The organism is Variovorax sp. GW458-11-26-14-LB1, from assembly GCF_059423965.1.
In genome coordinates this window covers 210,144-233,396 of sequence record NZ_JBWKYW010000001.1, presented here as the reverse complement: position 1 = coordinate 233,396, position 23,253 = coordinate 210,144, and the positions used below count along the sequence as shown (strand labels likewise).

Below are 23,253 nucleotides of genomic sequence, written 5' to 3'. Positions count from 1 at the left end.
CTCCCTCCGGCTTTACTCTTTCCAGTGCTTGGCGACCCAGCTCGCCGGCCGGATGTAGCGGAAGGCGCGGTTGCGCCGTCCCGCCAGCGCATCGGGCGGGTTGCACTCGCCGTGGAACACCATCACGCGGGCGCCTTCGGGCACGAAGGGCTCTTCCCAGTAGTTGGTCGGCCAGGTCGGGATGCCGTGGTACTTGAAGCTCGGGCACCAGGCGGCCGGCCAGTAGGCCAGCTTGCCCTGCTTGTGCAGCACGTCCGACAGGTAGGCCTGCTCGTTGCGGTACTCGGCCTGCACCTTGTCCATGTTGGCGCGAAAGTACGCCAGCACGTCGGCATGGGCGCCCAGCTCGAAGCGGTAGACCGATGAATTGCCCGTGATCCGCTCGCGCCGCCAGGGGCGGGCGTAGTCGTGAATGATCAGGAATTCACCGGGCTGCTCGAAGAAGGCGTCCAGGCTGCCGACGATCACCACGTCGACGTCCAGGAAGAGGGCGGTGCCGCGCAGGCCGTGCAGGTCCTGCTCGAAGGTCGTGAGCTTCTTCCAGGCGCCGTCGCGCTGGCCCGGGGCCAGCTGGAGGTTGAGCGGCGGGATGGGCAGGCACGTCACTTCGGGGCGGATGCCGTTGCCGTCGTCGGTCAGGCAGACGAACTTGAAGTCGCCGCTGAGGTGGCGGCGCACCATGGCGTAGAGCCGGTTGACGTACTCGGGGCCGTACTTGGTGCCCCACTTCATGCAGAGGATATGGCGCTGGGCGCCTTGCGCTGCCACCAAGTTCAGTCCGCCTGGTTGCGTTTCTTGGCCGACAGCGGACGCTTGGCCTTGGCGCGCTTGATGGTGCCGCCAGGGGTCAGGCGCTGGTTGCCGAGCACGCGCAGGGTCTTGATTTCAGGGCGTTGGCCGCCGCGCTTGCTGTACTTGACGATCTTCACGTCGCGCGGGCCGGGCATGCGGTCTTCGTCGATCACACGCTCTTTTTCGGGCTTCGGGCGCCACAGCACGAGCAGCTTGCCGATGTGCTGGATCGGGGCGGCGTCGAGCTCGTCGGCGAGCTCCTGGAGCATGGCGTCGCGGGCGAGGCGGTCGTCGGAGAAGACGCGCACCTTGATCAGGCCATGGGCCTTCAGGGCCGCGTCGGCCTCCTTTTTCACGGCAGGGGTGAGCCCGTCTCCACCGACCATGACGATCGGATCCAGGTGGTGAGCTTCGGCGCGGTGCACCTTGCGCTCGGCAGGGGTAAGTTGAATGGCGGGCATCCCCGTATTATCGACGCGTACACGAACACCCTCATGAGCACCAAAGCCAAAAGCAAAAAAGTCAACAAGGCGTGGCTTCACGACCACATCAACGACCCCTACGTGAAGCTCGCGACCAGAGAGGGCTACCGCGCCCGCGCGGCTTACAAGCTCAAGGAAATCGACGAGTCGCTCGGGCTGGTCAAGCCCGGCCAGCTGGTGGTCGACCTGGGCTCGACCCCGGGCGCCTGGAGCCAGTACCTGCGGCGGCGCATGTCGCCCGGCGGGGCGGCGGTCGGCGACCTCAACGGCACCATCATTTCGCTCGACCTGCTGCCGATGGAGCCGATCGAGGGCGTGACCTTCCTGCAGGGCGATTTCCGCGAAGACGCGCTGCTGGCGCAGCTCCTGGCGGTGCTGGACGGCCGCAAGGCCGACCTGGTGGTGTCCGACATGGCGCCCAACCTGTCGGGCATCCATTCGGCCGACGCCGCCCGGGTGGCGCACCTGATCGAGCTGGCCATCGACTTCGCCCAGAACCACATGAAGCCCGAAGGGGCATTGGTGGCCAAGGTCTTCCACGGCAGCGGGTACGACGAATTGGTCAAGATGTTCAAGGCCAATTTCCGCGTCGTGAAGCCGCTCAAGCCCAAGGCATCGCGCGACAAATCGGCCGAGACCTTCCTCATCGGCAGGGGATTGAAGGCATCCGATACGCATTGATACCTTGCCGTGGGGTGCCCTCCAGGGGCGCAAACCCTTGTCAGCCTATGGCTGCTATAGGGAAATGTCCGCTTTTCGCAGCTTGAAAAGCCTAAAATGGGGCGCAATTGCGTACCCTCAGCGCGTATTTCATATTCCCGTCACGCGCTTTCGACTGGAGCTTCGTTTGAACAATCAGTGGTTTTCCAAAGTTGCCGTATGGCTCGTCATTGCCATGGTGTTGTTCACTGTGTTCAAGCAGTTCGACACCCGCGGTGGCGTCGGCTCGGGAACGGTGAGCTATTCCGAGTTCCTGGACCAGGTCCGCAACAACCAGATCAAGAGCGCCATCATTCCTGAAGGCGCCGGCGGCGGCGAGATCGTCGCGGTCACCAACGACGATCGCAAGATCCGCACGACCGCCACGGTCCTCGACCGCGGCCTCGTGGGCGACCTGATCGACCACAACGTCAAGTTCGACGTCAAGCCGCGCGAAGAGGGCTCGCTCCTCATGACCCTGCTGGTCAGCTGGGGCCCGATGCTGCTGCTGATCGGCGTGTGGATCTACTTCATGCGCCAGATGCAGGGCGGCGGCAAGGGCGGGGCGTTCAGCTTCGGCAAGAGCAAGGCCCGCATGATGGACGAGAACAACAACACGGTGACCTTCGCCGACGTCGCAGGCTGCGACGAGGCCAAGGAAGAAGTCCGTGAAGTCGTCGACTTCCTGAAAGACCCGCAACGCTTCCAGAAGCTCGGCGGCCGCATTCCGCGCGGCCTGCTGCTGGTCGGTCCTCCGGGCACCGGCAAGACGCTGCTGGCCAAGTCGATCGCCGGCGAAGCCAAGGTGCCGTTCTTCTCGATCTCCGGTTCCGACTTCGTCGAAATGTTCGTCGGCGTGGGCGCGGCCCGCGTGCGCGACATGTTCGAGAACGCCAAGAAGAACGCGCCTTGCATCATCTTCATCGACGAAATCGATGCGGTGGGTCGCCAGCGCGGTGCCGGCCTCGGCGGCGGCAACGACGAGCGCGAGCAGACCCTCAACCAGATGCTGGTCGAGATGGACGGCTTCGAAACCAACCTCGGCGTGATCGTGGTGGCTGCCACCAACCGCCCCGACATCCTCGACGCCGCACTGCTGCGCCCGGGCCGTTTCGACCGTCAGGTGTACGTCACGCTGCCCGACATCCGCGGCCGCGAGCAGATCCTGGCCGTCCACATGCGCAAGGTCCCGCTGGGCCAGGACGTGAACCCGAGCGTGATCGCCCGCGGCACGCCCGGCATGTCGGGCGCCGACCTGGCCAACCTGTGCAACGAAGCCGCCCTGATGGCCGCCCGCCGCAATGCGCGCGTGGTCGAGATGCAGGACTTCGAGAAGGCCAAGGACAAGATCTTCATGGGCCCCGAGCGCAAGAGCATGGTCATGCCCGAGGAAGAGCGCCGCAACACGGCCTACCACGAGTCCGGCCACGCCCTCATCGGCAAGCTGCTGCCCAAGTGCGACCCGGTCCACAAGGTCACGATCATTCCGCGTGGCCGCGCCCTCGGCGTGACCATGAGCCTGCCGTCGCAGGACCGCTACAGCTACGACCGCGAGTACATGCTGAACCAGATCAGCATGCTGTTCGGTGGCCGCATCGCCGAAGAAGTGTTCATGCACCAGATGACCACCGGCGCCAGCAACGACTTCGAGCGCGCGACTTCCATCGCCCGCGACATGGTCACGCGCTACGGCATGACCGATGCGCTGGGCCCGATGGTCTACGCCGAGAACGAAGGCGAAGTGTTCCTGGGCCGCTCGGTCACCAAGACCACGAACATGAGTGAGCAGACCATGGAAAAGGTCGACGGCGAGGTGCGCCGCATCATCGACGAGCAATACGCCCTGGCGCGCCGCCTCATCGAAGAGAACAGCGACAAGATGCACGCCATGGCCAAGGCGCTGCTCGAATGGGAAACCATCGACAGCGAACAGCTCGACGACATCATGGCCGGCCGCGCACCGCGCCCGCCCAAGGACTGGACGCCGCGCATCCCGCCTTCGGGCAGCGGCGGCAGTGGTGGCACGCCGGCCGTCAATCCTGACCCGGCGCCGACCGCCGCTTGAGGTGAGCTTGAAATCAAGCAACAACGGGGCCCCTGGCCCCGTTTTCCATGGTGAGCCAGATGGTGCGGTTTGGCAGACCTCGCGTTTCAGGATTGACCTCGCGCAGCCGCGCGTGATGGGCATCGTCAACGTCACGCCCGATTCCTTCTCCGACGGCGGCGCGCACGCGTCGACCGAGACTGCGCTGAAGCACTGCGAGCAACTGCTGAAGGAGGGCGCCGACATCCTCGACATCGGCGGCGAATCGACCCGCCCCGGCAGTCCCGCCGTGCCGCTGGACGCCGAGCTGGCGCGCGTGCTGCCCGTGGTGCGCGAGGCCGTGAAGCTGAACGTGCCGCTGTCGATCGACACCTACAAGCCCGAGGTGATGCGCGCCGTGCTCGACCTGGGCGCGGACATCGTCAACGACATCTGGGCCCTGCGCCAACCCGGCGCGCGCGATGCCGTGGCGGCGCACCCGACCTGCGGCATCTGCCTGATGCACATGCACCGCGACCCGCAGACCATGCAGACGCTGCCGATGCAGGGCGACGTGATTCCCGAGGTGCTGGCTTTCTGGGACGCGCAACTGGCGCCCCTGACAGCGCTGGGCATCGACCCCGCGCGCATCACGCTCGATCCGGGCGTCGGTTTCGGCAAGAGCGTGGCGCAGAACTTCGCGCTCCTCGGTCGGCAGCGGGAATTGTTGGCAACCGGTTACCCCTTGTTGCTAGGTTGGTCCCGCAAGTCCTCCATCGGGGCCGTCACCGGCATCGACAATGCATCCGGGCGTACCGTGCCCAGCGTGGCAGCCGCCGTGCTGGCCGTGGACCGGGGTGCGGCGGTCGTGCGGGTGCACGACGTTCGCGACACCGTCGCCGCCCTCGCCGTATGGCGTGCCATGCGCGCGGAAGCACCGCAAGAACACCTTCAAAGAGCAACAACATGACCCGTAAGTATTTCGGCACCGACGGCATCCGCGGCACGGTCGGCCAATCGCCCATCACCCCCGATTTCGTGCTGCGCCTCGCGCACGCCGTGGGCCGCGTCCTCAAGAAAACCCAGGCCCGTCCCACGGTGCTGATCGGCAAGGACACCCGCATCTCGGGCTACATGCTCGAGTCGGCGCTCGAGTCGGGCTTCAACTCCGCCGGCGTCGACGTGGTGCTGCTCGGCCCGCTGCCCACGCCGGGCGTGGCCTACCTCACGCGCGCCCAGCGCGCCAGCCTGGGTGTGGTGATCAGCGCCAGCCACAACGCCTTTCCCGACAACGGCATCAAGTTCTTCAGTGCGCAGGGCACCAAGCTCGACGACGCCTGGGAGCTGGCTGTCGAGGCCGCGCTCGAAGAGGAACCCGTCTGGGTGGATTCGGCCAACCTGGGCAAGGCGCGCCGCCTCAACGATGCGGACGGCCGCTACATCGAGTTCTGCAAGAGCACCTTCGCCAACGACCTGTCGCTGCGCGGCATGAAGCTGGTGGTCGATGCCGCCCACGGCGCGGCCTACCAGGTGGCGCCGAACGTGTTCCACGAACTGGGCGCGGACGTCACCAGCATCGGCTGTGCGCCCGACGGGCTCAACATCAACAAGGGTTTCGGCGCCACGCACCCCGAGGCGCTGGTCGCCACCGTGACGGCGCAGAAGGCCGACTACGGCATCGCGTTGGACGGCGACGCCGACCGGCTGCAGCTGGTCGATGCCAGCGGCCGCCTGTTCAACGGCGACGAGCTGCTGTACCTGATGGTGGCCGAACGCGTCGCGCGCGGCGAGAAGCCGGCGGGCGTGGTCGGCACGCTCATGACCAACAAGGCCGTCGAGATGGCCCTGCGCGCGCAGGACATCGAGTTCGTGCGCGCCAAGGTCGGCGACCGCTACGTGCTCGAAGAGCTCGACAAGCGTGGCTGGCTGCTCGGCGGCGAAGGCTCCGGCCACCTGCTGGCGCTCGACCGCCACACCACGGGCGACGGCATCGTGAGCGCGCTGCAGGTGCTGCAGGCCTGCGTGCGCAGCGGCAAGACGGTGGCACAGCTGCTCGAAGGCGTCACGCTGTTCCCGCAGACGCTCATCAACGTGCGCCTCGCGCCCGACCAGGACTGGAAGAGCAACGTAGCGCTCGCCAGCGAAACGAAGCGCATCGAAGCCGAGCTGGGCGATGCGGGCCGCGTGCTGATCCGTGCGAGTGGCACCGAGCCGCTGGTGCGCGTGATGGTCGAGGCGCGCGATCCAAAGCAGTCGCAGTCTTGCGCTGAGCGCCTCGCAGCCACGCTCAAGCCCGCCGCATGACGACGGCGAACCGCATCGAAACCCGCCTGGCCGACTACCGCGATCCGCTGCAGGCGCTGGCGGTGGTCGAGTTGCTCGACAGCTACGCGCGCGACCCCGCCGGCGGTGGCACGCCGTTGCCCGCGTCGGTGCGCGAAGGCCTGCCCGCCGCGCTGGCGGCGCGTCCGCAGGCGTTCAGCGTGCTGGCCTTCGACGGCGACACGCCCGTGGGCCTGATCAACTGCATCGAAGGCTTTTCGACCTTCGCCTGCCAGCCGTTGGTCAACGTGCACGACGTGGTCGTGCGCGCCAGCCACCGTGGCCAGCGCGTGGCGCAGCAGATGTTCGCGCAGGTCGAGCAGGAAGCCCGCCGACGCGGCGCCTGCAAGCTCACGCTCGAAGTGCTGTCGGGCAATGCGCCTGCGCTGCGCAGCTACGAGCGCGAGGGTTTCGTCAGCTACCAGCTCGATCCGGAATTCGGCCACGCCGTCTTCCTGCAGAAGAAGCTCTGACCGAACCAGGCCAATGAAAATGCCGCCGACGCGCAAGGCGTGGGCGGCATGGCCGGACTAGAAAGAGAAGGGCGCGGCGATCGCGCCCTTTCTTATTTCTGGATCAGAAGCGCGTGACAGGCGCGTCGGCGGTGGCGCCCGACTTGTCGGCGGCGTACTTGCCCAGCTCCCACTTGGCGATCGCGTTGCGGTGCACTTCGTCCGGACCGTCGGCAAAGCGCAGCGTGCGCGCCTGCGCATAGGCCGAGGCCAGCGGGAAGTCGTCGCACATGCCGCCGCCGCCGTGGACCTGCATGGCCCAGTCGATGACCTGGCAGGCCATGGTGGGCGCCACCACCTTGATCATGGCGATCTCGGTGCGCGCGACCTTGTTGCCGGCCACGTCCATCAGCCAGGCGGCCTTCAGCGTGAGCAGGCGGGCCATGTCGATCTTGCAGCGCGCTTCGGCGATGCGTTCCTGCGTGACGGTCTGCGAGGCGACGGTCTTGCCGAAGGCCACGCGCGACGAGGCGCGCTTGCACATCAGCTCGAGCGCACGCTCGGCCAGGCCGATCAGGCGCATGCAGTGGTGGATGCGTCCGGGCCCAAGGCGGCCCTGGGCGATCTCGAAGCCGCGGCCTTCGCCCAGCAGGATGTTGCCCACGGGCACGCGCACGTTCTCGAAGTACATCTCGACGTGGCCGTGCGGCGCGTCGTCGTAGCCCATCACGTTCAGCGGACGCACGATGCGGATGCCCTTGGCATCGGCCGGCACGATGACCATGCTCTGCTGCGAGTGCTTGGGCGCTTCGGGATCGGTCTTGCCCATGGTGACGAACACGGCGCAGCGCGGATCGGCCGCACCGGAGATCCACCACTTGTGGCCGTTGATGACGTACTCGTCGCCCTGGCGCTCGATGCGCGTGGCGATGTTGGTGGCATCGCTGGAAGCGACGTCGGGTTCGGTCATGGCGAAGGCCGAGCGGATCTGGCCTTCGAGCAGCGGCTTGAGCCAGCGCGCCTTGATCTCTTCCGAGCCGTAGCGGGCGATGGTTTCCATGTTGCCGGTGTCAGGCGCCGAGCAGTTGAAGGCTTCGGAGGCCCATGGCACCCGGCCCATGATCTCGGCCAGCGGGGCGTATTCCTGATTGGTCAGGCCCGCACCCTCATAGCCCGAGGCCGAGGCGCTGTCGACTGGCAAGAACAGGTTCCACAGGCCTTGTGCCTTGGCCTTGGCCTTGAGCTTCTCGACGGTCTGCAGGGCGCTCCAGCGCTTGCCGGCGACCGTGTTGGCGGCCAGTTCGGCGCTGTACTCGGCTTCGGCCGGGTAGATGTGGTCTTCCATGAAGGCGAGAACGCGCTTCTGAAGCTCCTTGGTTTTGGCCGAATATTCGAAATCCATGCTGTCTCCTGGTGGGGTTAAGGGGGAGGGCTGGCTATGCCTTTTGGGCAAATTGCCAGGCCATCTCGGCCATCGGCCGTGCGCCACGGGCGGACGCCACGGCTTGCTCGCTCGATGCGGTACCGGCTTCGACCCGTTTCGCAATGCCCTGCAGGATGGCGGCCATGCGAAACAGGTTGTAGGCCTGGTAGAAATTCCAGTCGGGCGCCAGCGCCTCGGGCGTGCTGATGCGCGTGCGCTCGCAATAGCGGGCGATGTATTCGCTCTCGGTGGGAATGCCCAGCGCCGCCACGTCCACGCCGCCGATGCCGCGGCCGGTGGTGGGGGGCATGTGCCACGACATGCAGTGGTAGCTGAAGTCGGCCAGCGGATGGCCCAGCGTGGAGAGTTCCCAGTCGAGCACCGCGATGATGCGCGGCTCGGTGGCGTGGAACATCACGTTGTCCAGGCGGTAGTCGCCATGCACGATCGAGACCTTGCTTTCGTCGCGTGCGCTCGCCGGCATGTGGGCGGGCAGCCATTCGATCAGGCGCTCCATGGCCTCGATGGGCTGCGACAGTTCGCCGGCGCCGTCGGCCGAGGCCTTGTACTGCTTGCTCCAGCGACCGATCTGGCGCTCGAAGTAGTTGCCGGGCTTGCCGTAGTCGCCCAGGCCGCGGGCGGCGAAGTCGACCGTGTGCAGCGCCGCGATGACGCGGTTCATTTCGTCGTAGTAGGCCGCGCGCTCGGCGTTGCTGAAGCCGGGCAGCGACTGGTCCCACAGCACGCGGCCCTGCATGAACTCCATGATGTAGAAGGCGCGCCCGATGATGGATTCGTCTTCGCACAGGCAGTACATGCGCGGCACGGGCACGTCGGTGCCCTGCAGGCCGCGCATCACCTTGTATTCGCGCTCGACCGCATGGGCCGAGGGCAGCAGCTTGGCGACCGGGCCGGGCTTGGCGCGCATCACGTAGCTCTGCGTGGGCGTGACGAGCTTGTAGGTCGGGTTGGACTGACCGCCCTTGAACATCTCGACCGTCAGCGGACCCTGGAAGCCCTCGAGGTTCTTTTCGAGCCAGGCCGCGAGCGCGTCCACGTCGAAGGTGTGCTGTTGGGACACCGCGCGGGTGCCGATGAAACTGGAGAAGTCCTGGCTCATGTCGAATCTTTTTTAGTTGTCTGCTTCAGAGATGTGCATCAGCGCAGAGCGGTCCAGCACGACCAGTCCGGCCGGCTCGATCCGGATGGTGCCCTCGCGCTCCATCGTCTTGAGTTCCTGGTTGACCCGCTGGCGCGAGGCGCCGAGCAGCTGCGCGAGTTCTTCCTGCGCCAGTTGCAGGCCGATGCGCGTCTGGCTGCCGTCGTCCAGGTTGGGCACGCCGTAGCTGCGCACCAAGTGGATGAGCTGCTTGGCCAGGCGTGCGCGCAAGGGCAGGGTGTTGAGGTCTTCCACCAGCCCGAACAGCGTACGGATGCGGCGCGCCTGCAGCCGCATCAGCGCTTCGTACAGCTCGACGTGCGTGGCCAGGATCTTCTGGAAGTCGGCCCGCGCCACGCACAGCACGGTGGTGTCGCCGTGCGAGTACGTGTCGTGCGTGCGCCGCTCCCCGTCGAACATCGCCACGTCGCCGAACCAGATGCCCGGCTCGACGTAGGTCAGCGTCACCTGCTTGCCCGACACCGCGGTCGAGCTCACGCGCAACGCCCCCTTGGCACAGGCGATCCAGTGCTCGGGCGGGTCGCCGCGCGCGGCGAGCAGGTCGCCGTCCTTGTAGCGTTTGACAAAGGCGCATCGGAGGATGTCGTGCCGTAGCGATGGAGATAGGGAAGAAAACCAGCGACCACTGTTGATCGCTTCACGTTCTTCGATGGTAAGAATGGGGTCGTCCATGGTCTGTCCTCTCGGCGACTGAAAAGCTGTGGGGTGTCTCGGGAGCGACGCCGTCAGGCGTCACTCGTAGCGTGGCGGTGTCTTGTCGAGGAACGCGGCGATGCCGATGCCCGCGTTCGCGTGGTGCAGGTTGCGCACGAAATGATCGCGCTCCTGCGATAGCTGCGACGCCAGTGTGGCGCCGCGCGCGTCGCTCAGCAGCTCCTTGATGCTGGCCAGCGAGTTCGGTGCGCGCGCGTTCAGGCGGGTGGCCAGGGCCAGCGCGCCGGCCAGCGCCTGTCCGCTGTCGGTGAGCTCGTTGACGAGGCCGAAGGCATGCAGGCGCGCGGCCTCGATGCGCTCGCCGTTCATCAGCCATTCGCTCGCCAGCTGGCGCGGCAGCGCCTGCCCGAGGTGCCAGCTGAGGCCACCGTCGGGCGACAGCGCCACGTTGCTGTACGAGGCCGCGAACACGGCGTCGCGCGCGGCCACGACGAAGTCGCAGGCCAGCGCGAGCGAGAAGCCGGCGCCGGCCGCCGCGCCCTCGACGGCCGCGATGACAGGCTTGGGAAAGGTGCGGATCGAGTCGATCCAGTTGTGCAGGCCCTCGATGCTCTCGGCCTGCACGGAGCGGTCGAGCTGGCGGTTGGCCAGCAGCCGCTGCAGCGAGCCGCCGGCGCAGAACCAGGCGCCTTCGCCCACGATGACGACGCTGCGGATCTCGTCGCTGCTCTCGGCGCCGTTCAGCGCCTCGATGCCGGCGGCATAGATCTCGGGGCCCAGTGCATTGCGCTGGGTCGGGTTGACGATGGTCAGCACCATGGTGCTGCCTTCGCTGGTGCTCTTGAGTTCGGCGGTCATGGTGTGCGTGCTTATTCTTCTTCGTGCAGCAGGCTCAGGCCCAGCGCGCCGCGGCGGCGCAGCCACGGGCTCGGGCGATAGCGCGGGTCGCCATACACGGTCTGCAGGTTGAACAGCACCTCGAGCATGTTGGTCGGCCCGTACAGGTTGCCCATGGCGAGCGGACCGCGCGGGTAGCCCAGGCCCAGCTGCACGGCGGTCTCGAGGTCGGCCGGCGTGCACACGCGCTGCTGGCACATGTCGGCGGCGATGTTGACGATGGCGCCGATCACGCGCTGCGTGACGAAGCCGCCGCTGTCGCGGATCACGCTCACGGCCTTGCCGTCGCGCGCGAAGAGGGCGTGCGCGGCGTCACGCACGTCGCGGCGCGTGGCCGGGTTGGTGGCGAGCACGCGGCGCTTGGTGGCGGCGTCGTCGATCAGCATGTCGATGCCGACGGTGCGCGTGGCGTCAAGCCGCTCGACCGCCGCGACCGTCGTCACGTCGAAGCCCAGCGGCGCGACCAGGATGATCGACTGCGGTGCGGGGGCGCTGCCGCTGTCGATCTGCGCACCCAGCGTGTTCACCAGGCGCAGCAGCTCGGCGCGGCGCGCGGCACGCGGTGACACCCAGACCGCGGGCGTGCCTTCGATCACCGGCGCCGGCGCTTCGGGCGTCTGCTGCATCACGCCGTCTTCATAGCGGTAGAAACCTTCGCCGGTCTTGCGGCCGAGTGCGCCGGCGGCCAGGCGCTGCGCGGTGATCACGCTCGGGCGGAAGCGCGGCTCTTCGAAGTACTGGTGGTAGATCGACTCCATCACCGGGTGCGACACGTCGAGCGCCGTCAGGTCGAGCAGCTCGAACGGGCCGAGGCGAAAGCCGGCCTGGTCCTTCAGGATGCGGTCGATGGTGGCGAAGTCGGCCACGCCTTCGCCGACGATGCGCAGCGCCTCGGTGCCGTAGCCGCGGCCCGCGTGGTTGACGATGAAGCCGGGCGTGTCCTGCGCCTGCACGGCGCTGTGGCCCATCTGCGTGGCGTAGCCGGCCAGTTTCTGGCAGACCTCGGGCGAGGTCTTGAAGCCCGCCACCACCTCGACCACCTTCATCAGTGGCACGGGGTTGAAGAAGTGGAAGCCCGCGAAGCGCGCGGGGTTCTGCAGGCCCGCCGCGATGGCCGTGACCGACAGCGACGAGGTGTTGGTGACCAGCGTGGCGGTGGGCGCGACCACGTCCTCGAGCTCGCGAAACAGCGTGCGCTTGACCTCGAGGTTCTCGACCACGGCCTCGACCACGAGGTCGCAGCCGGCGAGCGCCTGCATGCCGTCGACCGCCTTCACGCGGGCCACGTAGGCGTCGCGCGTGGGGGCGTCGATCTTGCCCTTCTCGTACAGCTTGTTCCATTGGGCGGCGAGGGCTTCGCGGCCGCGCTCGGCGGCACCGGCGAAGCTGTCGAGCAGCAGCACTTCGCTGCCGGCCTGGGCGGCGATCTGCGCGATGCCGCGCCCCATGGCGCCGGCGCCGATCACGCCGATTCGGGGGTAGTTCACTGTCATGGGATCAAGGTTCTCATGGGTTGGTGGGTGTCCGGGGCGGCCGTGCCGGCGCGGGTGCGCGACACGGACGAAAGCTCCGATTTTGCAATCTCGCGGGAGGCCCGCGCCCCGGGTGTTACGCGGGGCATCGGAATCAGGCCGGGCGGCGGCTGCGGTCGATGGCGATGCTCAGGCCCATGGCCAGCAGCATCAGCGCGAAACCGACCCGGCTCATCCACTCGGTGGCGTCGTTCGCCAGCAGCCAGCCGCCCAGTGCCGCACCCAGGGCCTGGCCGATGTAGATGCCCGAGCTGTTGAGCGCCACCGAGCCCGGTGCCAGGGCGGGCGCCAGCCCCACGAGGCGCGCCTGCTGCGAGGAATTGGTGGCAAAGCAGCCCAGGCCCCAGGGCACGAGCACCACCGCGAGCCACGCCAGCGTGCTGGCCAGCGGCCACAGCAGCAGGCTCAGCGCGATCAGCCCGGTCGTCAGCAGCACCATGCGCCCGGCGCCGACGCGGTCGATGTAGCGGCTCACCACCATGTTGCCCAGCAGGCCGAAGGCGCCGAACAGCGCCCACATCAGGCTCAGCGTATTGGCATCGGCGCCGAAACCCTGCTTGAGCAGCGGGCCGAAGTAGCTGAACAGCACGAACTGGCCGACGCCCTGCAGCGCCGTGACCGACACGATGCCCATCAGCACCGGGCTGCGCAGCACGCGCGACCAGGCGGCGGCCGTGAGCGCGGCGGGCCGGATGCCGCTGGGCAGCGTGAGCCAGACCGAGGCGGCGCTCACGACGCTGAGCGCCGCGATGGCCATGAAGGCCATGCGCCAGCCCAGGTGGCCACCGATCAGCGCGCCGATCGGCAGGCCCAGCACCGAGGCTACCGACCAGCCGAGAAAGACGAAGGTGACGGCGCGCCCGCGCTGCTCGGGCGGCACCAGCATGCCGGCGCAGGCCGCGGCCTGGGGCGTGAAGATGGCGGGCGCGATCACCGTCAGCATGCGCACCGGCAGCAGCGCGCCGAAGCTGGGCACGAGCGCCGCGGCGACATGCCCAGCGGCGTACCAGAGCAGGGTGAGGGCCAGCAGCTTGCGGCGGTCCCAGCCGGCGACCGCGGCGGCCAGCAGCGGGGCGCCCAGGCACATCACGAAGGCGGCCGCGCTGATCAGCTGGCCTGCGGTGGCGACCTTGATGGCCAAGGAGGCGCTGATCTCATTGAGGGTGCCGGGCACGACCATCACGCCCGTGCCGATCACGAAATTGCCGGCCAGCAGCGCCCAGAGCGCGCCTCGCTGCGGCGCGGGCCGGCTCATGCGTTCACCGCCGGACCTGCAGCGCGCCGGGGTTCACGATGTTCGTGGGATTGCCCTTGATGAAGCTCACGACGTTGTCGAACGCCTGGCCGAAGTAGCTTTCGTAGCTTTCCTGCTCGACGTAGCCGATGTGCGGCGTGCAGATGCAGTTTTCGAGGCGCAGCAGCGCATGGCCCTGCAGCGGCGGCTCGCTCTCGAACACGTCGATGGCCGCCAGCCCGGGGCGGCCGCGGTTGAGCGCGGCCAGCAGGGCATCGGCTTCCACCAGCTCGGCGCGCGAAGTGTTGACGAACAGCGCCGTCGGCTTCATGCGCGAGAGGTCTTCGAGCTTGACGAGACCCTGGGTGTCCTCGTTGAGCCGCAGGTGCACCGACAGCACGTCGGCGGCGGCAAAGAATTCGTGGCGGTTCTGCGCCACCTGGAAGCCGTCGGAGCGCGCCTTGGCGCAGCTGGCCTCGCGGCCCCAGATCACGACCTGCATGCCGAAGGCCTGCCCGTAGCGCGCCACCAGTTGACCGATGCGGCCGTAGCCCCAGATGCACAGCGTCTTGCCCTTGAGCACCGAGCCCACGCCGAAATTCGGCGGCATCGACGCCGACTTGAGGCCCGACTGCTGCCAGGCCCCGTGCTTGAGGTTGCTGATGTACTGCGGCAGGCGGCGCATGGCCGCCATGATCAGCGCCCAGGTGAGTTCGGCGGGCGCCTGCGGCGAGCCCGAGCCCTCGGCCACCGCCACGCCGCGTTCGGTGCAGGCCGTGACGTCGATGTGGCCGCCGACGCGCCCGGTCTGGGAAATCAGCTTGAGCTTGGGCAGCTTCTCGATCAGTTGGCGGGATATCTGGCTGCGCTCGCGGATGAGCACGATGACGTCCGCATCCTTGAGGCGAACCGACAGTTGGCCGATGCCCTTGACCGTGTTGGTGTAGACCTTGGCGGCATAGGCGTCCAGTTTGGCGGCGCACTGCAGCTTGCGCACGGCGTCCTGATAATCGTCGAGGATCACAATGTTCATGGCATGCCATTGTGCCTCGCAGCATCGGCACGTCGCACGTGTGAACGTTTGGATACCCCGTGCCAGATGGCGCCCGGGAGGCCTGTTTCAGACCGTTGGGGGTGAATCCGCCATGCGCGTGCGGGCGCGCAGGCACGGCGGGTTCGTTCGCACCTTCTCAGTGCAGGTGGCTGGGGCGGGGCGTGCCGCTCCCAGTTTCTGCAGCTTCGAGTGCGGCGAGCCGGTCGAGTTCTGCGCACACGTCGGCCATGCGGCCGGAAATCACGACCCGGTTGGCGCAGCCGCGCTGCGAGCCTTGCCGATCGACCACGCGGACCACGCGCAGCGGGCGGGCGGGTGTCGCGGCGGCGGATGGCGACGTGGCCGGCGTCGGGCTGCCTGCGGTGCGTGCCGTGCAGGCCGGGCGAATGGCCACGTAGCGCAGACCGGCGGCAGCGTCGCTGCTGTCACCGTGCGACGGGCGGCGGGCGGGCATCCAGCGGGTGGCCAGCGATTGCAGGGGCGACCAGAGGTCGGCGATGGCGAGGAGGGCGATTCCCATGTGAACTCCAAAAAAGTATGAGGTTGAACACAGGCAGGATTTCTTGAATCGGCCGCAACAGGGTGATGGCGACTTTGCGCCATACGCCCGCCACCTGTCGCGGCCGGATGAGGTGCTGCTGCGTGTGGACAGCAGGCCCGGGGCCTACATCAGCATCGTGTTGCGGATGAGGCCGACCGCGAGGCCTTCGATTTCGAAGGGCTCGCCGGGCTGGACGATGATGGTCGGGTAGTCGGGGTTCTCGGCGTGCAGCTCGATCACCTGCTTGTTGCGCTTCAGGCGCTTCACGGTGACTTCTTCGCCGAGGCGTGCCACCACGATCTGGCCGTTGCGTGCTTCCTTGGTGGCCTGCACGGCGAGCAGGTCGCCGTCCATGATGCCGGCGTCGCGCATCGACATGCCGCGCACCTTGAGCAGGTAGTCGGGTTGGCGCTGGAAGAGCGTGTTCTCGACGTAGTAGGTCTGGTCGACGTGCTCTTGCGCAAGGATGGGCGAACCCGCCGCCACGCGGCCGATGAGCGGCAGCGCGAGCTGGGCCATACCGGGCAGCGAGAGCGAGAACTGGTTGCCTTCGCGGTGGCGCGTTTCGTGGAGCGAGCGCAGCGCATCGCCCTTGAGGCGGATGCCGCGCGAGGTGCCGCTGACCAGTTCGATCACGCCCTTGCGGGCCAGGGCCTGCAGGTGCTCCTCGGCGGCGTTGGCCGACTTGAAGCCCAGCTCGTTGGCGATTTCGGCGCGCGTGGGCGGCGCACCGGTGCGTGCGATGGCGCCCTGGATCAGGTCCAGGATCTGCTGCTGGCGGGCGGTAAGCTTCACTGCGAACTGCATAGTGGTTTCCTTGCGGCACTGGCTAGATATCCAGTACCTGTATTTTTAACCAGTTTTCAAAAGTTGACAAGCCATGACTCATTCCTCTTCGTCCGAGACGCGCCGTGTGGTCGTGCTGGGCACCGGCGGCACCATTGCCGGCAAGGCTGCCAGCAGCGGCGACAACATCGGCTACACCGCCGGGCAGGTGGGCGTGGCGGACCTGCTGGGTGGCATCGAGGCGCCGGCCGGCGTGACGCTGGTGGCGGAGCAGGTCGCGCAGCTCGACAGCAAGGACATGGACGCCGACACCTGGCGCCAGCTGGCCGCGCGCTGCGCACACTGGCTGGCGCAGCCTGATGTGGCCGGCATTGTGATCACGCACGGCACCGACACGCTGGAGGAGACGGCCTTCTTCCTGCACGTCGTGCTCGCGTCGGCCAAGCCGGTGGTGCTGACCTGCGCGATGCGCCCGGCGACGGCCCTGTCGCCCGATGGTCCGCAGAACGTGCGCGACGCGCTCGCGGTGGCCTCGACGCCCGGCGCACGGGGCGTGACGGTGGTGTGTGCGGGCGCGATCCACAGCGGCCTCGATGTGCAGAAGGTGCACACCTACCGTCTCGATGCCTTCGCGTCGGGCGATGCGGGGCCGGTCGGCTATGTGGAGGAGGGCGAAGTGCGGCGCGTGCGTGCGTGGCCGCAGGGAGCGCCGTTCGATGCGGCGCGGCTGGAGGCGGTATCGCAGCCGTGGCCCCGCGTCGAGATCGTCATGAGCCACGCGGGCGCGAGCGGTGCGATCGTGGAGGCGTTGCTGCTCCCGTCGACTGAGCCCTTGCGCGGCCTGGTCGTGGCCACGACCGGCAACGGCACCGTGCACCACGCGCTGGAAGCCGCGGCGCTGAAGGCGCAGGACGGTGGCTTGGTGGTGTTGCGCGCCACACGCTGCGCGAACGGACGCATCCTGCCGAAACCCGGTGACTGGCTGCGGGATGCGGGCGCACTCACGCCGGTGAAGGCGCGGGTTGCGCTGGTGCTGGAACTCTTGGGAGTGGCCGCCCTGCCGGAGTCGAAGGGCGGCTAGGAGAAAGAGGCTGACGAATCAGCCGCTGAATCAGCTGGTCAGTGCGGCAAGCGCGCGCTGCGTGATCTCGTCGACCGTGCCCACGCCCTGGATGGCGCGGTACTTCGGCGCGGCGGCCGGGTCGGTCTTAGCCCAGGCCGAGTAATAGTCGACCAGCGGACGGGTCTGCTGGCTGTAGACGTCGAGCCGCTTGCGCACGGTCTCTTCCTTGTCGTCTTCGCGCTGGATCAGCTCTTCACCGGTCACGTCGTCCTTGCCTTCCACCTTCGGCGGATTGAACTTGACGTGGTAGGTGCGGCCCGATGCCGGGTGCGAGCGGCGGCCGCTCATGCGTTCGATGATGTCGCCGAAGGGCACGTCGATCTCGAGCACGTAGTCGAGCTTGACGCCGGCCGCCTTCATGGCGTCGGCCTGCGGAATGGTGCGCGGGAAGCCGTCGAACAGGAAACCGCCGTTGCAGTCGGGCTGCGCGATGCGTTCCTTCACGAGGTTGATGATCAGGTCGTCACTGACCAGTGCACCCGAATCCATGATCGTCTTGGCCTGCCGCCCGAGGGGGGTGCCTGCCTTGACCGCGGCGCGCAACATGTCGCCGGTCGAGATTTGGGGAATGCCGTATTTCTGGCAGATGAAGGTCGCTTGCGTGCCTTTGCCTGCTCCGGGCGCGCCCAGCAAAATAAGTCTCATGGTGTCCTCGGAAGGTTCTTAGATTTTGTGTCGCGCCCCATGCGCGCCCTCAGGCGCGCCGAGGCGGAATTGCATCGAGGATAGCATGCGTCCCCGTGACAAATTGCCGCCGTCTCCCTCGGGGCGGCCGGCAGCTCACGCAGGCGAGCCGGCCGCGAAGACGGCGCGCACGCGCGCGAGGTCTTCGGGCGTGTCGATCCCGGGGCCCGGTGCCACATCGCTCACATGCACCGCGATGCGGTGTCCGTGCCACAGCGCGCGCAACTGTTCGAGCGCTTCGGTGGCTTCGACAGGGGCAGGCGACAGCAACGGAAATTGCCGCACGAAGCCTGCGCGATAGCCGTAGATGCCGATGTGGCGCAGCGGCGCCGGGCTGGGCAGCACCGAGGGCGCCGCACCGCCTGAAGAGCCGTCGCGCCACCAGGGGATCGGTGCGCGGCTGAAGTACAGCGCATGGCCCTGTGCATCGAGCACGGCCTTCACCACGTTCGGGTTCATGAAGTCGGCCAGCGAGTCGATCGCATGGACGGCGGTGCTCATCGCGGCCTGCGGTCGCGCGGCCAGCGTGGCGGCAACAGCGTCGATCAGCGCGGGGTCGATCAGCGGCTCGTCACCCTGCACGTTGACGACGATCGCGTCACCGTCGAGTCCGAGCTGTTCGCAGGCCTCGGCCAGCCGGTCGGTGCCGCTGGGGTGGTCCTGGCGGGTGAGCAGGGCCTCGACGCCGTGCGCCTTGCAGGCCTCGATGATCGAGGCGTCATCACCGGCCACCACCACGCGAAGGGCGCCGGACTGGCGGGCGCGTTGCGCCACGCGCACGACCATCGGCAGGCCAGCGATATCGGCCAGCGGTTTGTTGGGAAGTCGCGTCGAAGCCAGCCGGGCCGGCACCAGGACGGTGAAGCTCACAGGCCCAACTCTTCGTCGGACAGCGTGCGGGCCTCGTTCTCGAGCAGCACCGGGATGCCGTCGCGCACCGGGTAGGCCAAGCGCGCGCTGCGCGAGCAGAGTTCCTGCTTCTCGGCGTTCCAGGTCAGCGGGCCCTTGGTGACGGGGCAGACGAGCAGTTCAAGCAGCTTGGTATCCATCGAGCGATGATAGCTTCGCGTCGAGGGCGGCGAAGAACGCCGGCGAGGGTTCGAAGTGCAGCGGCACGGCGAGCGCGTCGGGCGCCTGGTGCCAGAGCTTGACGGCGTCTTTTTCCGTGCAAACGAGGGGCAGGGCGGGACCGGCTGGTCGTTGCCAATCGCTGAAATCGTGGTGGTCAGGCAGCACGAGGGTGTCTGCGAGCGTCAGGCCGCGAGCACGCAGCATCGTGAAGAAGGCCTCCGGCCGGGCGATGGCTGCGAGCGCGATCACGGGCTGGCCGGCGAGCGTCTCGAGCGGGATGCGTCGGCCATCCTTCGCGAGGGCGTACGGCGCCAGTTCGCGGGTGGCGGTGTAGCCATCGGCGAAGGCTGGCCGCTCGCCGCTGTGCAGCAGCAGGTCGCAATGGCGCGGCCACGGCTCGCGCAAGGGGCCGGCCGGCAGCAGCCAGCCGTTGCCGACACCGCGGTCATCGAACACGCAGATCTCGATGTCGCGCGCCAGCGCCAGATGCTGCAGGCCGTCGTCGCTGACGATGACCTGCGTCGCCGGGTGCCGTTCGAGCAGGGCGCGTGCGGCCTCGATGCGCTGCCGGGCCACGAAGACCGGCGCGCCGGTGGCATGGTGGATCAGCGCGGGTTCGTCGCCGACGTCCTGCGGATCGCTGTCAGCCTGGACTTCACGGCAGTCGTCGGTGCGGCGGCCATAGCCGCGCGACACCACACCCACCCGCAGGCCACGCGCCTGAAGGTGGCGCACGACGGCCATCACGACCGGTGTCTTGCCGGCCCCGCCCGCGATCACATTGCCGACCACGATCACGGGAACCGGCACGCGTCCGGTTTTCTGCCAACCCCATCGGTAGAAGGTGCGCCGCAGCGCGAAGAGGGCGCCGTAGACCTGCGACAGCGGCCACAGCAGGCAGGCCAGCGCACCGCGGCGCAGCCAGGCGTCCTGCAGCCGCGCGCCGGTCGACACTCAGTGACCGGCCTGGGCCGTCGACTGGGCGGCGAAGGTGATCTGCATCAGGCCGGCGCGGCGCGCGGCCTCCATCACCGTCACCACGGCCTGGTGCGGGCTGGCGGCATCGGCGCTGATGATCACGACGCTGTCCTTGCCGCCGGTGGCGGCGGCGCCGAGCGCGGCGGCCACGGTGTCGACGCTGCGGTCCGCCAGCGGCGACTTGTTGATCACGTAGCGGCCGTCGGCCGACACCGCCACGATCACCTCTTTCGGGTAGTCGCGCTGGGCGTCGACGTCCGCGGTCGGCAGCCGCAGCTGCATCTCGGTGAACTTGCTGTAGGTGGTCGACAGCATCAGGAAGATCAGCACGACCAGCAGCACGTCGATGAACGGGATCAGGTTGATCTCCGGCTCGTCGCGCGCGCCGTGGCGAAACTGCATGCGGCCCCGCGTGCTCATTTGCGCAGGGCGTTCAGGTGACGGGCAAAGCGCTCGCCCGAGAGTTCGAGGTTCAGCAGGTACTCGTCGACGCGGCTGCGGAAGTAGCGCCAGAAGATCAGCGTGGGAATGGCCACGATCAGGCCGAAGGCCGTGTTGTACAGCGCGATCGAAATGCCGTGCGCCAGCTGCGCCGGATTGCCCGAACCGACGGCACCGCTACCGGGCGACTGCGAGCCGAAGATCTCGATCATGCCGATCACCGTGCCCAGCAGGCCGAGCAGCGGCGCGGCCGAAGCGATGGTGGCCAGCGCTGGCAGGTAACGTTCGAGCTTGTGCGCCACGGTGCGGCCCGAGGCCTCCATGGCGGCGCGCAGGTCTTCTTCGGTGCAGCGCGGGTTGGCGTTCAGCGCGCGCAGGCCGGCGGCCAGCACCTGGCCGAGCATGGAGTTACTTTCCAGTTTGGTCACGACATCGGGGCCGGGAACCGCGCCGCGCGACACGGTGATGGTCTCGTCCAGCAGCTTCGGCGGCAGGACCTTGACGGTCTTGAGGCTGGTGAAACGTTCAATGACCAGCGCGAGTGCGATGACCGAACAGGCGAGCAATGGCCAGATTGGCCAGCCCGCGGCAACAATGATGGAAAACAAGAAAATCCTCCGGCCCGTAGACTGCAAATGCGCGGCGATTATCCACCGAGCCACCCTCGGCTCGCGGCTTGTTTGCGTGTCGGCAAGGACGCACAGATTCTGTGGATAACTTTGTGATTAACCCATCGCGCAATGTCTCCGAACCCGCATGGGACGGGCTTTCCGTTAGATCGATTGAATTTTGAGCAGCACTTTTTTTAATGAAATCAACAGCTTGCACGAGAACTCGTGCATCTGTTCCACCATACCCCTCCAAAGTGGGGGGCGCGACGCCCGTTGTGGAAGAGTGGCGCTCGGTGGGGGAGGGGCGCAATGAGCTTCAGGGAGCCGAATGCCGTGCCCGGGCCGCGCGTGTGGGCCGTGGGCGCGCTGTGCCGCGCGGTGGCCGATGCGCTCGATGCGCGCTTCAACCCGGTCTCGGTGCGCGGAGAAATCTCGGGTTTCTCGCGTGCATCGAGCGGTCATTGCTATTTCTCGCTCAAGGACGAATCCGGCCAGCTGCGCTGCGCGATGTTCCGTGGCGCGGCGGGTCTGCTCGACTTCACGCCGCGCGACGGCGACCAGGTCGAAGTGCGCGGCCGGCTGGCGGTGTACGAGCCGCGCGGCGACCTGCAACTCGTGGTCGAGAGCCTGCGGCGGGCGGGGCAGGGCGCGCTGTTCGAGCAGTTCCTGCAGCGCAAGGCACGCCTCGAGGCCGAAGGTCTGTTCGACCCCGCGCGCAAGCGGGCGCTGCCGTCCATGCCGCGCGCCGTGGGCGTCGTCACCTCGCAGGGGGCCGCGGCGCTGCATGACGTCGTGACCGCGCTGCGGCGGCGCGTCCCACATATTCCCGTGGTGCTGGCGCCGTCGGCAGTGCAGGGCGCCAGCGCGCCGGGCGACCTGGTGCGTGCCTTGCAGTCGCTGTACACGCTGGAGCCGGCCGTCGACGTGATCCTGCTGGTGCGCGGTGGCGGCTCCATCGAGGACCTCTGGGCCTTCAACGACGAGACGCTGGCGCGCACCATCGTGCAGAGTCCTGTGCCGGTAATCAGCGGCGTGGGGCACGAAACCGATTTCACCATCGCCGACTTCTGCGCCGACCTGCGCGCACCGACGCCGACGGCCGCCGCCGAACTCGTCAGCGCGCCGCGCGACCTGTGGCTCGGCGCGCTCGACCTGCTTGACGAACGGCTCGGCGATGCGCTGGGCGGGCGGCTCGACGTGCTCGGCCAACGGCTGGACCAGGCGGCCGCGCGGCTGGGCCGCCCATCGGGCCTGGTCGCGCGCCAGCAGTTGCGGCTGGCGCACCACGCGCAGCGGTTGCATTACGCGGTGCTGTCGCGCCGGGAGCGATTGGCGCAGGTGCCGCAGGCCATCGCCACCGATTTCTCCGCGAAATTCGCGCGTTCGCTGACGCAGCGGCGCGAGCGGCTCGAGCGCGTGGCCCTGCGCCTGCGCCTGCTCGACCCGGCCCTGGTGCTGCAGCGCGGCTATGCCTTGCTGACCGACGGCGAAGGCCGCGCGGTCGTCAGCGCAGGCAGCCTGCAGGCCGGCGATGCCGTGGTCGCGCGCCTTTCGGATGGCTCGGTCGACCTGACCGTGACGCCCGGCGGCGCGACGGGAACGCGTCTGACGCCGCCCCCCTGATTACTTCCTAGAATCCTTCATTCCCCACAACCAACCCACGAGAAAAAACCATGGAACATGTGCTCCCACCCCTGCCGTACGCCATCGACGCGCTGGCCCCCGAGTATTCGAAGGAAACGCTCGAGTACCACCACGGCAAGCACCACAACGCCTACGTGGTGAACCTGAACAACCTGCAAAAGGGCACCGAGTTCGAAGCGATGACGCTCGAAGAGATCGTCAAGAAGTCCAGCGGCGGCATCTACAACAACGCCGCCCAGATCTGGAACCACACCTTCTTCTGGAACTGCATGAAGCCTCAAGGCGGCGGCGCACCCACCGGCGCGCTGGCCAAGGCCATCGACGCCAAGTGGGGCAGCTACGACGCCTTCAAGGAAGCCTTCGTGAAGTCGGCCGTGGGCAACTTCGGCTCGGGCTGGACGTGGCTCGTGAAGAAGGCCGACGGTTCGGTGGACATCGTGAACACCGGCGCCGCCGGCACGCCGCTGACCACCGCCGACACCGCGCTGCTGACGGTGGACGTGTGGGAGCACGCGTACTACATCGACTACCGTAACCTGCGCCCGAAGTTCGTCGAGACCTTCCTGGCCAAGCTGGCCAACTGGGATTTCGCGGCGAAGAACTTCGGCTGAAGCCGGACCTGGCGCTCGC

At 67.8% G+C, this 23,253-nt stretch carries 25 protein-coding genes; 8 read left to right on the top strand and 17 right to left on the bottom strand.

The features are described 5' to 3' along the window. Positions 1–12: 12 nt before the first annotated feature. Both AC07YS_RS01085 and AC07YS_RS01080 read right to left on the bottom strand, forming a co-directional pair. Positions 13–771 carry a glycosyltransferase gene (locus AC07YS_RS01085; RefSeq protein WP_070060536.1) on the bottom strand — a complete coding sequence of 253 codons (759 nt, stop codon included), beginning with the start codon at positions 769–771 and terminating at the stop codon, positions 13–15. A 2-nt stretch (positions 772–773) separates the two neighbouring features. Further along, positions 774–1,253 (bottom strand): YhbY family RNA-binding protein, encoded by a 480-nt coding sequence (locus AC07YS_RS01080; protein ID WP_062471564.1) that lies wholly within the window; start codon positions 1,251–1,253, stop codon positions 774–776. A 33-nt stretch (positions 1,254–1,286) separates the two neighbouring features. Here AC07YS_RS01080 and AC07YS_RS01075 point away from each other — a divergent pair, with 33 nt between their 5' ends. The 5 genes from AC07YS_RS01075 to AC07YS_RS01055 all read left to right on the top strand — a co-directional run bounded on the left by AC07YS_RS01075 (position 1,287) and on the right by AC07YS_RS01055 (position 6,791). After that, on the top strand, positions 1,287–1,955 hold the full coding sequence (locus AC07YS_RS01075; RefSeq protein ID WP_495267245.1) for an RlmE family RNA methyltransferase: 669 nt from the start codon (positions 1,287–1,289) through the stop codon (positions 1,953–1,955). A gap of 166 nt (positions 1,956–2,121) precedes the next feature. Further along, complete coding sequence (gene ftsH / locus AC07YS_RS01070; RefSeq protein WP_062471558.1) at positions 2,122–4,038, top strand: ATP-dependent zinc metalloprotease FtsH; 1,917 nt, start codon at positions 2,122–2,124, stop codon at positions 4,036–4,038. Positions 4,039–4,153: 115 nt separating this feature from the next. Then, the gene (folP, locus tag AC07YS_RS01065) at positions 4,154–4,966 is read left to right on the top strand and encodes a dihydropteroate synthase (protein WP_307693724.1); all 813 of its coding nucleotides are present in this window, start codon (positions 4,154–4,156) and stop codon (positions 4,964–4,966) included. Then, positions 4,963–6,300 carry a phosphoglucosamine mutase gene (gene glmM / locus AC07YS_RS01060; protein ID WP_495267244.1) on the top strand — a complete coding sequence of 446 codons (1,338 nt, stop codon included), beginning with the start codon at positions 4,963–4,965 and terminating at the stop codon, positions 6,298–6,300. The genes folP and glmM overlap by 4 nt, the downstream gene beginning before the upstream one ends. After that, the gene (locus AC07YS_RS01055) at positions 6,297–6,791 is read left to right on the top strand and encodes a GNAT family N-acetyltransferase (RefSeq protein WP_495267243.1); all 495 of its coding nucleotides are present in this window, start codon (positions 6,297–6,299) and stop codon (positions 6,789–6,791) included. The genes glmM and AC07YS_RS01055 overlap by 4 nt, the downstream gene beginning before the upstream one ends. Positions 6,792–6,894: 103 nt before the next feature. Here the strand turns inward: AC07YS_RS01055 and AC07YS_RS01050 are convergent, their stop codons facing one another. The 9 genes from AC07YS_RS01050 to lexA form a co-directional block, all read right to left on the bottom strand. Further along, complete coding sequence (locus AC07YS_RS01050) at positions 6,895–8,172, bottom strand: acyl-CoA dehydrogenase family protein (protein ID WP_062471546.1); 1,278 nt, start codon at positions 8,170–8,172, stop codon at positions 6,895–6,897. A 34-nt stretch (positions 8,173–8,206) separates the two neighbouring features. Continuing rightward, positions 8,207–9,313, bottom strand: a complete 1,107-nt coding sequence (locus tag AC07YS_RS01045; RefSeq protein WP_495267242.1) for a phosphotransferase — start codon at positions 9,311–9,313, stop codon at positions 8,207–8,209. Between the two features lie 12 nt (positions 9,314–9,325). Beyond that, positions 9,326–10,045 carry a Crp/Fnr family transcriptional regulator gene (locus AC07YS_RS01040; RefSeq protein ID WP_062471540.1) on the bottom strand — a complete coding sequence of 240 codons (720 nt, stop codon included), beginning with the start codon at positions 10,043–10,045 and terminating at the stop codon, positions 9,326–9,328. Between the two features lie 60 nt (positions 10,046–10,105). Beyond that, a complete protein-coding gene (locus AC07YS_RS01035; RefSeq protein WP_062471537.1) occupies positions 10,106–10,885 on the bottom strand; it encodes an oxepin-CoA hydrolase, alternative type in 780 nt (259 codons plus the stop codon). An 11-nt stretch (positions 10,886–10,896) separates the two neighbouring features. After that, the gene (locus AC07YS_RS01030) at positions 10,897–12,417 is read right to left on the bottom strand and encodes a 3-hydroxyacyl-CoA dehydrogenase (RefSeq protein ID WP_159271909.1); all 1,521 of its coding nucleotides are present in this window, start codon (positions 12,415–12,417) and stop codon (positions 10,897–10,899) included. 133 nt (positions 12,418–12,550) lie between these two features. Next, a complete protein-coding gene (locus AC07YS_RS01025) occupies positions 12,551–13,711 on the bottom strand; it encodes an MFS transporter (protein WP_307583534.1) in 1,161 nt (386 codons plus the stop codon). Between the two features lie 4 nt (positions 13,712–13,715). Next, positions 13,716–14,723 carry a D-2-hydroxyacid dehydrogenase family protein gene (locus AC07YS_RS01020; protein WP_062471528.1) on the bottom strand — a complete coding sequence of 336 codons (1,008 nt, stop codon included), beginning with the start codon at positions 14,721–14,723 and terminating at the stop codon, positions 13,716–13,718. Positions 14,724–14,880: 157 nt separating this feature from the next. Next, positions 14,881–15,264, bottom strand: coding sequence for a hypothetical protein (locus tag AC07YS_RS01015; RefSeq protein ID WP_495267241.1), 384 nt, complete (start codon positions 15,262–15,264; stop codon positions 14,881–14,883). A 144-nt stretch (positions 15,265–15,408) separates the two neighbouring features. Continuing rightward, positions 15,409–16,092 (bottom strand): transcriptional repressor LexA, encoded by a 684-nt coding sequence (gene lexA, locus AC07YS_RS01010; protein ID WP_062471522.1) that lies wholly within the window; start codon positions 16,090–16,092, stop codon positions 15,409–15,411. Positions 16,093–16,165: 73 nt separating this feature from the next. Here lexA and AC07YS_RS01005 point away from each other — a divergent pair, with 73 nt between their 5' ends. After that, complete coding sequence (locus AC07YS_RS01005; RefSeq protein ID WP_495267240.1) at positions 16,166–17,152, top strand: asparaginase; 987 nt, start codon at positions 16,166–16,168, stop codon at positions 17,150–17,152. A gap of 30 nt (positions 17,153–17,182) precedes the next feature. Here AC07YS_RS01005 and adk read toward each other — a convergent pair whose 3' ends face one another. The 6 genes from adk to AC07YS_RS00975 form a co-directional block, all read right to left on the bottom strand. Next, positions 17,183–17,839, bottom strand: a complete 657-nt coding sequence (gene adk / locus AC07YS_RS01000; RefSeq protein ID WP_495267239.1) for an adenylate kinase — start codon at positions 17,837–17,839, stop codon at positions 17,183–17,185. Between the two features lie 135 nt (positions 17,840–17,974). Next, positions 17,975–18,748 (bottom strand): 3-deoxy-manno-octulosonate cytidylyltransferase, encoded by a 774-nt coding sequence (gene kdsB, locus AC07YS_RS00995; protein WP_495267238.1) that lies wholly within the window; start codon positions 18,746–18,748, stop codon positions 17,975–17,977. Then, on the bottom strand, positions 18,745–18,927 hold the full coding sequence (locus tag AC07YS_RS00990; protein ID WP_013541700.1) for a Trm112 family protein: 183 nt from the start codon (positions 18,925–18,927) through the stop codon (positions 18,745–18,747). Before AC07YS_RS00990 ends, kdsB begins: the two co-directional genes overlap by 4 nt. Beyond that, positions 18,908–19,903, bottom strand: coding sequence for a tetraacyldisaccharide 4'-kinase (gene lpxK / locus AC07YS_RS00985; RefSeq protein ID WP_495267237.1), 996 nt, complete (start codon positions 19,901–19,903; stop codon positions 18,908–18,910). The genes AC07YS_RS00990 and lpxK overlap by 20 nt, the downstream gene beginning before the upstream one ends. Next, positions 19,904–20,329: an ExbD/TolR family protein gene (locus AC07YS_RS00980; RefSeq protein WP_062471507.1), complete on the bottom strand. Its 426-nt coding sequence runs from the start codon at positions 20,327–20,329 to the stop codon at positions 19,904–19,906. It lies immediately after the preceding gene. Between the two features lie 14 nt (positions 20,330–20,343). Further along, a complete protein-coding gene (locus tag AC07YS_RS00975; RefSeq protein ID WP_070060550.1) occupies positions 20,344–20,976 on the bottom strand; it encodes a MotA/TolQ/ExbB proton channel family protein in 633 nt (210 codons plus the stop codon). Positions 20,977–21,288: 312 nt separating this feature from the next. Between AC07YS_RS00975 and xseA the strand changes: the two genes are divergently transcribed. Further along, on the top strand, positions 21,289–22,602 hold the full coding sequence (xseA, locus tag AC07YS_RS00970) for an exodeoxyribonuclease VII large subunit (protein ID WP_495275701.1): 1,314 nt from the start codon (positions 21,289–21,291) through the stop codon (positions 22,600–22,602). 50 nt (positions 22,603–22,652) lie between these two features. Further along, entirely contained in the window at positions 22,653–23,234 is a 582-nt protein-coding gene (locus tag AC07YS_RS00965) for a superoxide dismutase (protein ID WP_095745206.1), read from the top strand. Positions 23,235–23,253 lie beyond the last annotated feature (19 nt).

Coding starts and splice junctions, on each gene's coding strand:
- AC07YS_RS01080 (WP_062471564.1), bottom strand. CDS start 1,253: ATGCCCGCCATTCAACTTACCCCTGCCGAGCGCAAGGTGCACCGCGCC.
- AC07YS_RS01075 (WP_495267245.1), top strand. CDS start 1,287: ATGAGCACCAAAGCCAAAAGCAAAAAAGTCAACAAGGCGTGGCTTCAC.
- folP (WP_307693724.1), top strand. CDS start 4,154: ATGGGCATCGTCAACGTCACGCCCGATTCCTTCTCCGACGGCGGCGCG.
- glmM (WP_495267244.1), top strand. CDS start 4,963: ATGACCCGTAAGTATTTCGGCACCGACGGCATCCGCGGCACGGTCGGC.
- AC07YS_RS01055 (WP_495267243.1), top strand. CDS start 6,297: ATGACGACGGCGAACCGCATCGAAACCCGCCTGGCCGACTACCGCGAT.
- AC07YS_RS01050 (WP_062471546.1), bottom strand. CDS start 8,172: ATGGATTTCGAATATTCGGCCAAAACCAAGGAGCTTCAGAAGCGCGTT.
- AC07YS_RS01045 (WP_495267242.1), bottom strand. CDS start 9,313: ATGAGCCAGGACTTCTCCAGTTTCATCGGCACCCGCGCGGTGTCCCAA.
- AC07YS_RS01040 (WP_062471540.1), bottom strand. CDS start 10,045: ATGGACGACCCCATTCTTACCATCGAAGAACGTGAAGCGATCAACAGT.
- AC07YS_RS01035 (WP_062471537.1), bottom strand. CDS start 10,885: ATGACCGCCGAACTCAAGAGCACCAGCGAAGGCAGCACCATGGTGCTG.
- AC07YS_RS01030 (WP_159271909.1), bottom strand. CDS start 12,417: ATGACAGTGAACTACCCCCGAATCGGCGTGATCGGCGCCGGCGCCATG.
- AC07YS_RS01025 (WP_307583534.1), bottom strand. CDS start 13,711: ATGAGCCGGCCCGCGCCGCAGCGAGGCGCGCTCTGGGCGCTGCTGGCC.
- AC07YS_RS01020 (WP_062471528.1), bottom strand. CDS start 14,723: ATGAACATTGTGATCCTCGACGATTATCAGGACGCCGTGCGCAAGCTG.
- AC07YS_RS01015 (WP_495267241.1), bottom strand. CDS start 15,264: ATGGGAATCGCCCTCCTCGCCATCGCCGACCTCTGGTCGCCCCTGCAA.
- lexA (WP_062471522.1), bottom strand. CDS start 16,092: ATGCAGTTCGCAGTGAAGCTTACCGCCCGCCAGCAGCAGATCCTGGAC.
- AC07YS_RS01005 (WP_495267240.1), top strand. CDS start 16,166: ATGACTCATTCCTCTTCGTCCGAGACGCGCCGTGTGGTCGTGCTGGGC.
- adk (WP_495267239.1), bottom strand. CDS start 17,839: ATGAGACTTATTTTGCTGGGCGCGCCCGGAGCAGGCAAAGGCACGCAA.
- AC07YS_RS00990 (WP_013541700.1), bottom strand. CDS start 18,927: ATGGATACCAAGCTGCTTGAACTGCTCGTCTGCCCCGTCACCAAGGGC.
- AC07YS_RS00980 (WP_062471507.1), bottom strand. CDS start 20,329: ATGCAGTTTCGCCACGGCGCGCGCGACGAGCCGGAGATCAACCTGATC.
- xseA (WP_495275701.1), top strand. CDS start 21,289: ATGAGCTTCAGGGAGCCGAATGCCGTGCCCGGGCCGCGCGTGTGGGCC.
- AC07YS_RS00965 (WP_095745206.1), top strand. CDS start 22,653: ATGGAACATGTGCTCCCACCCCTGCCGTACGCCATCGACGCGCTGGCC.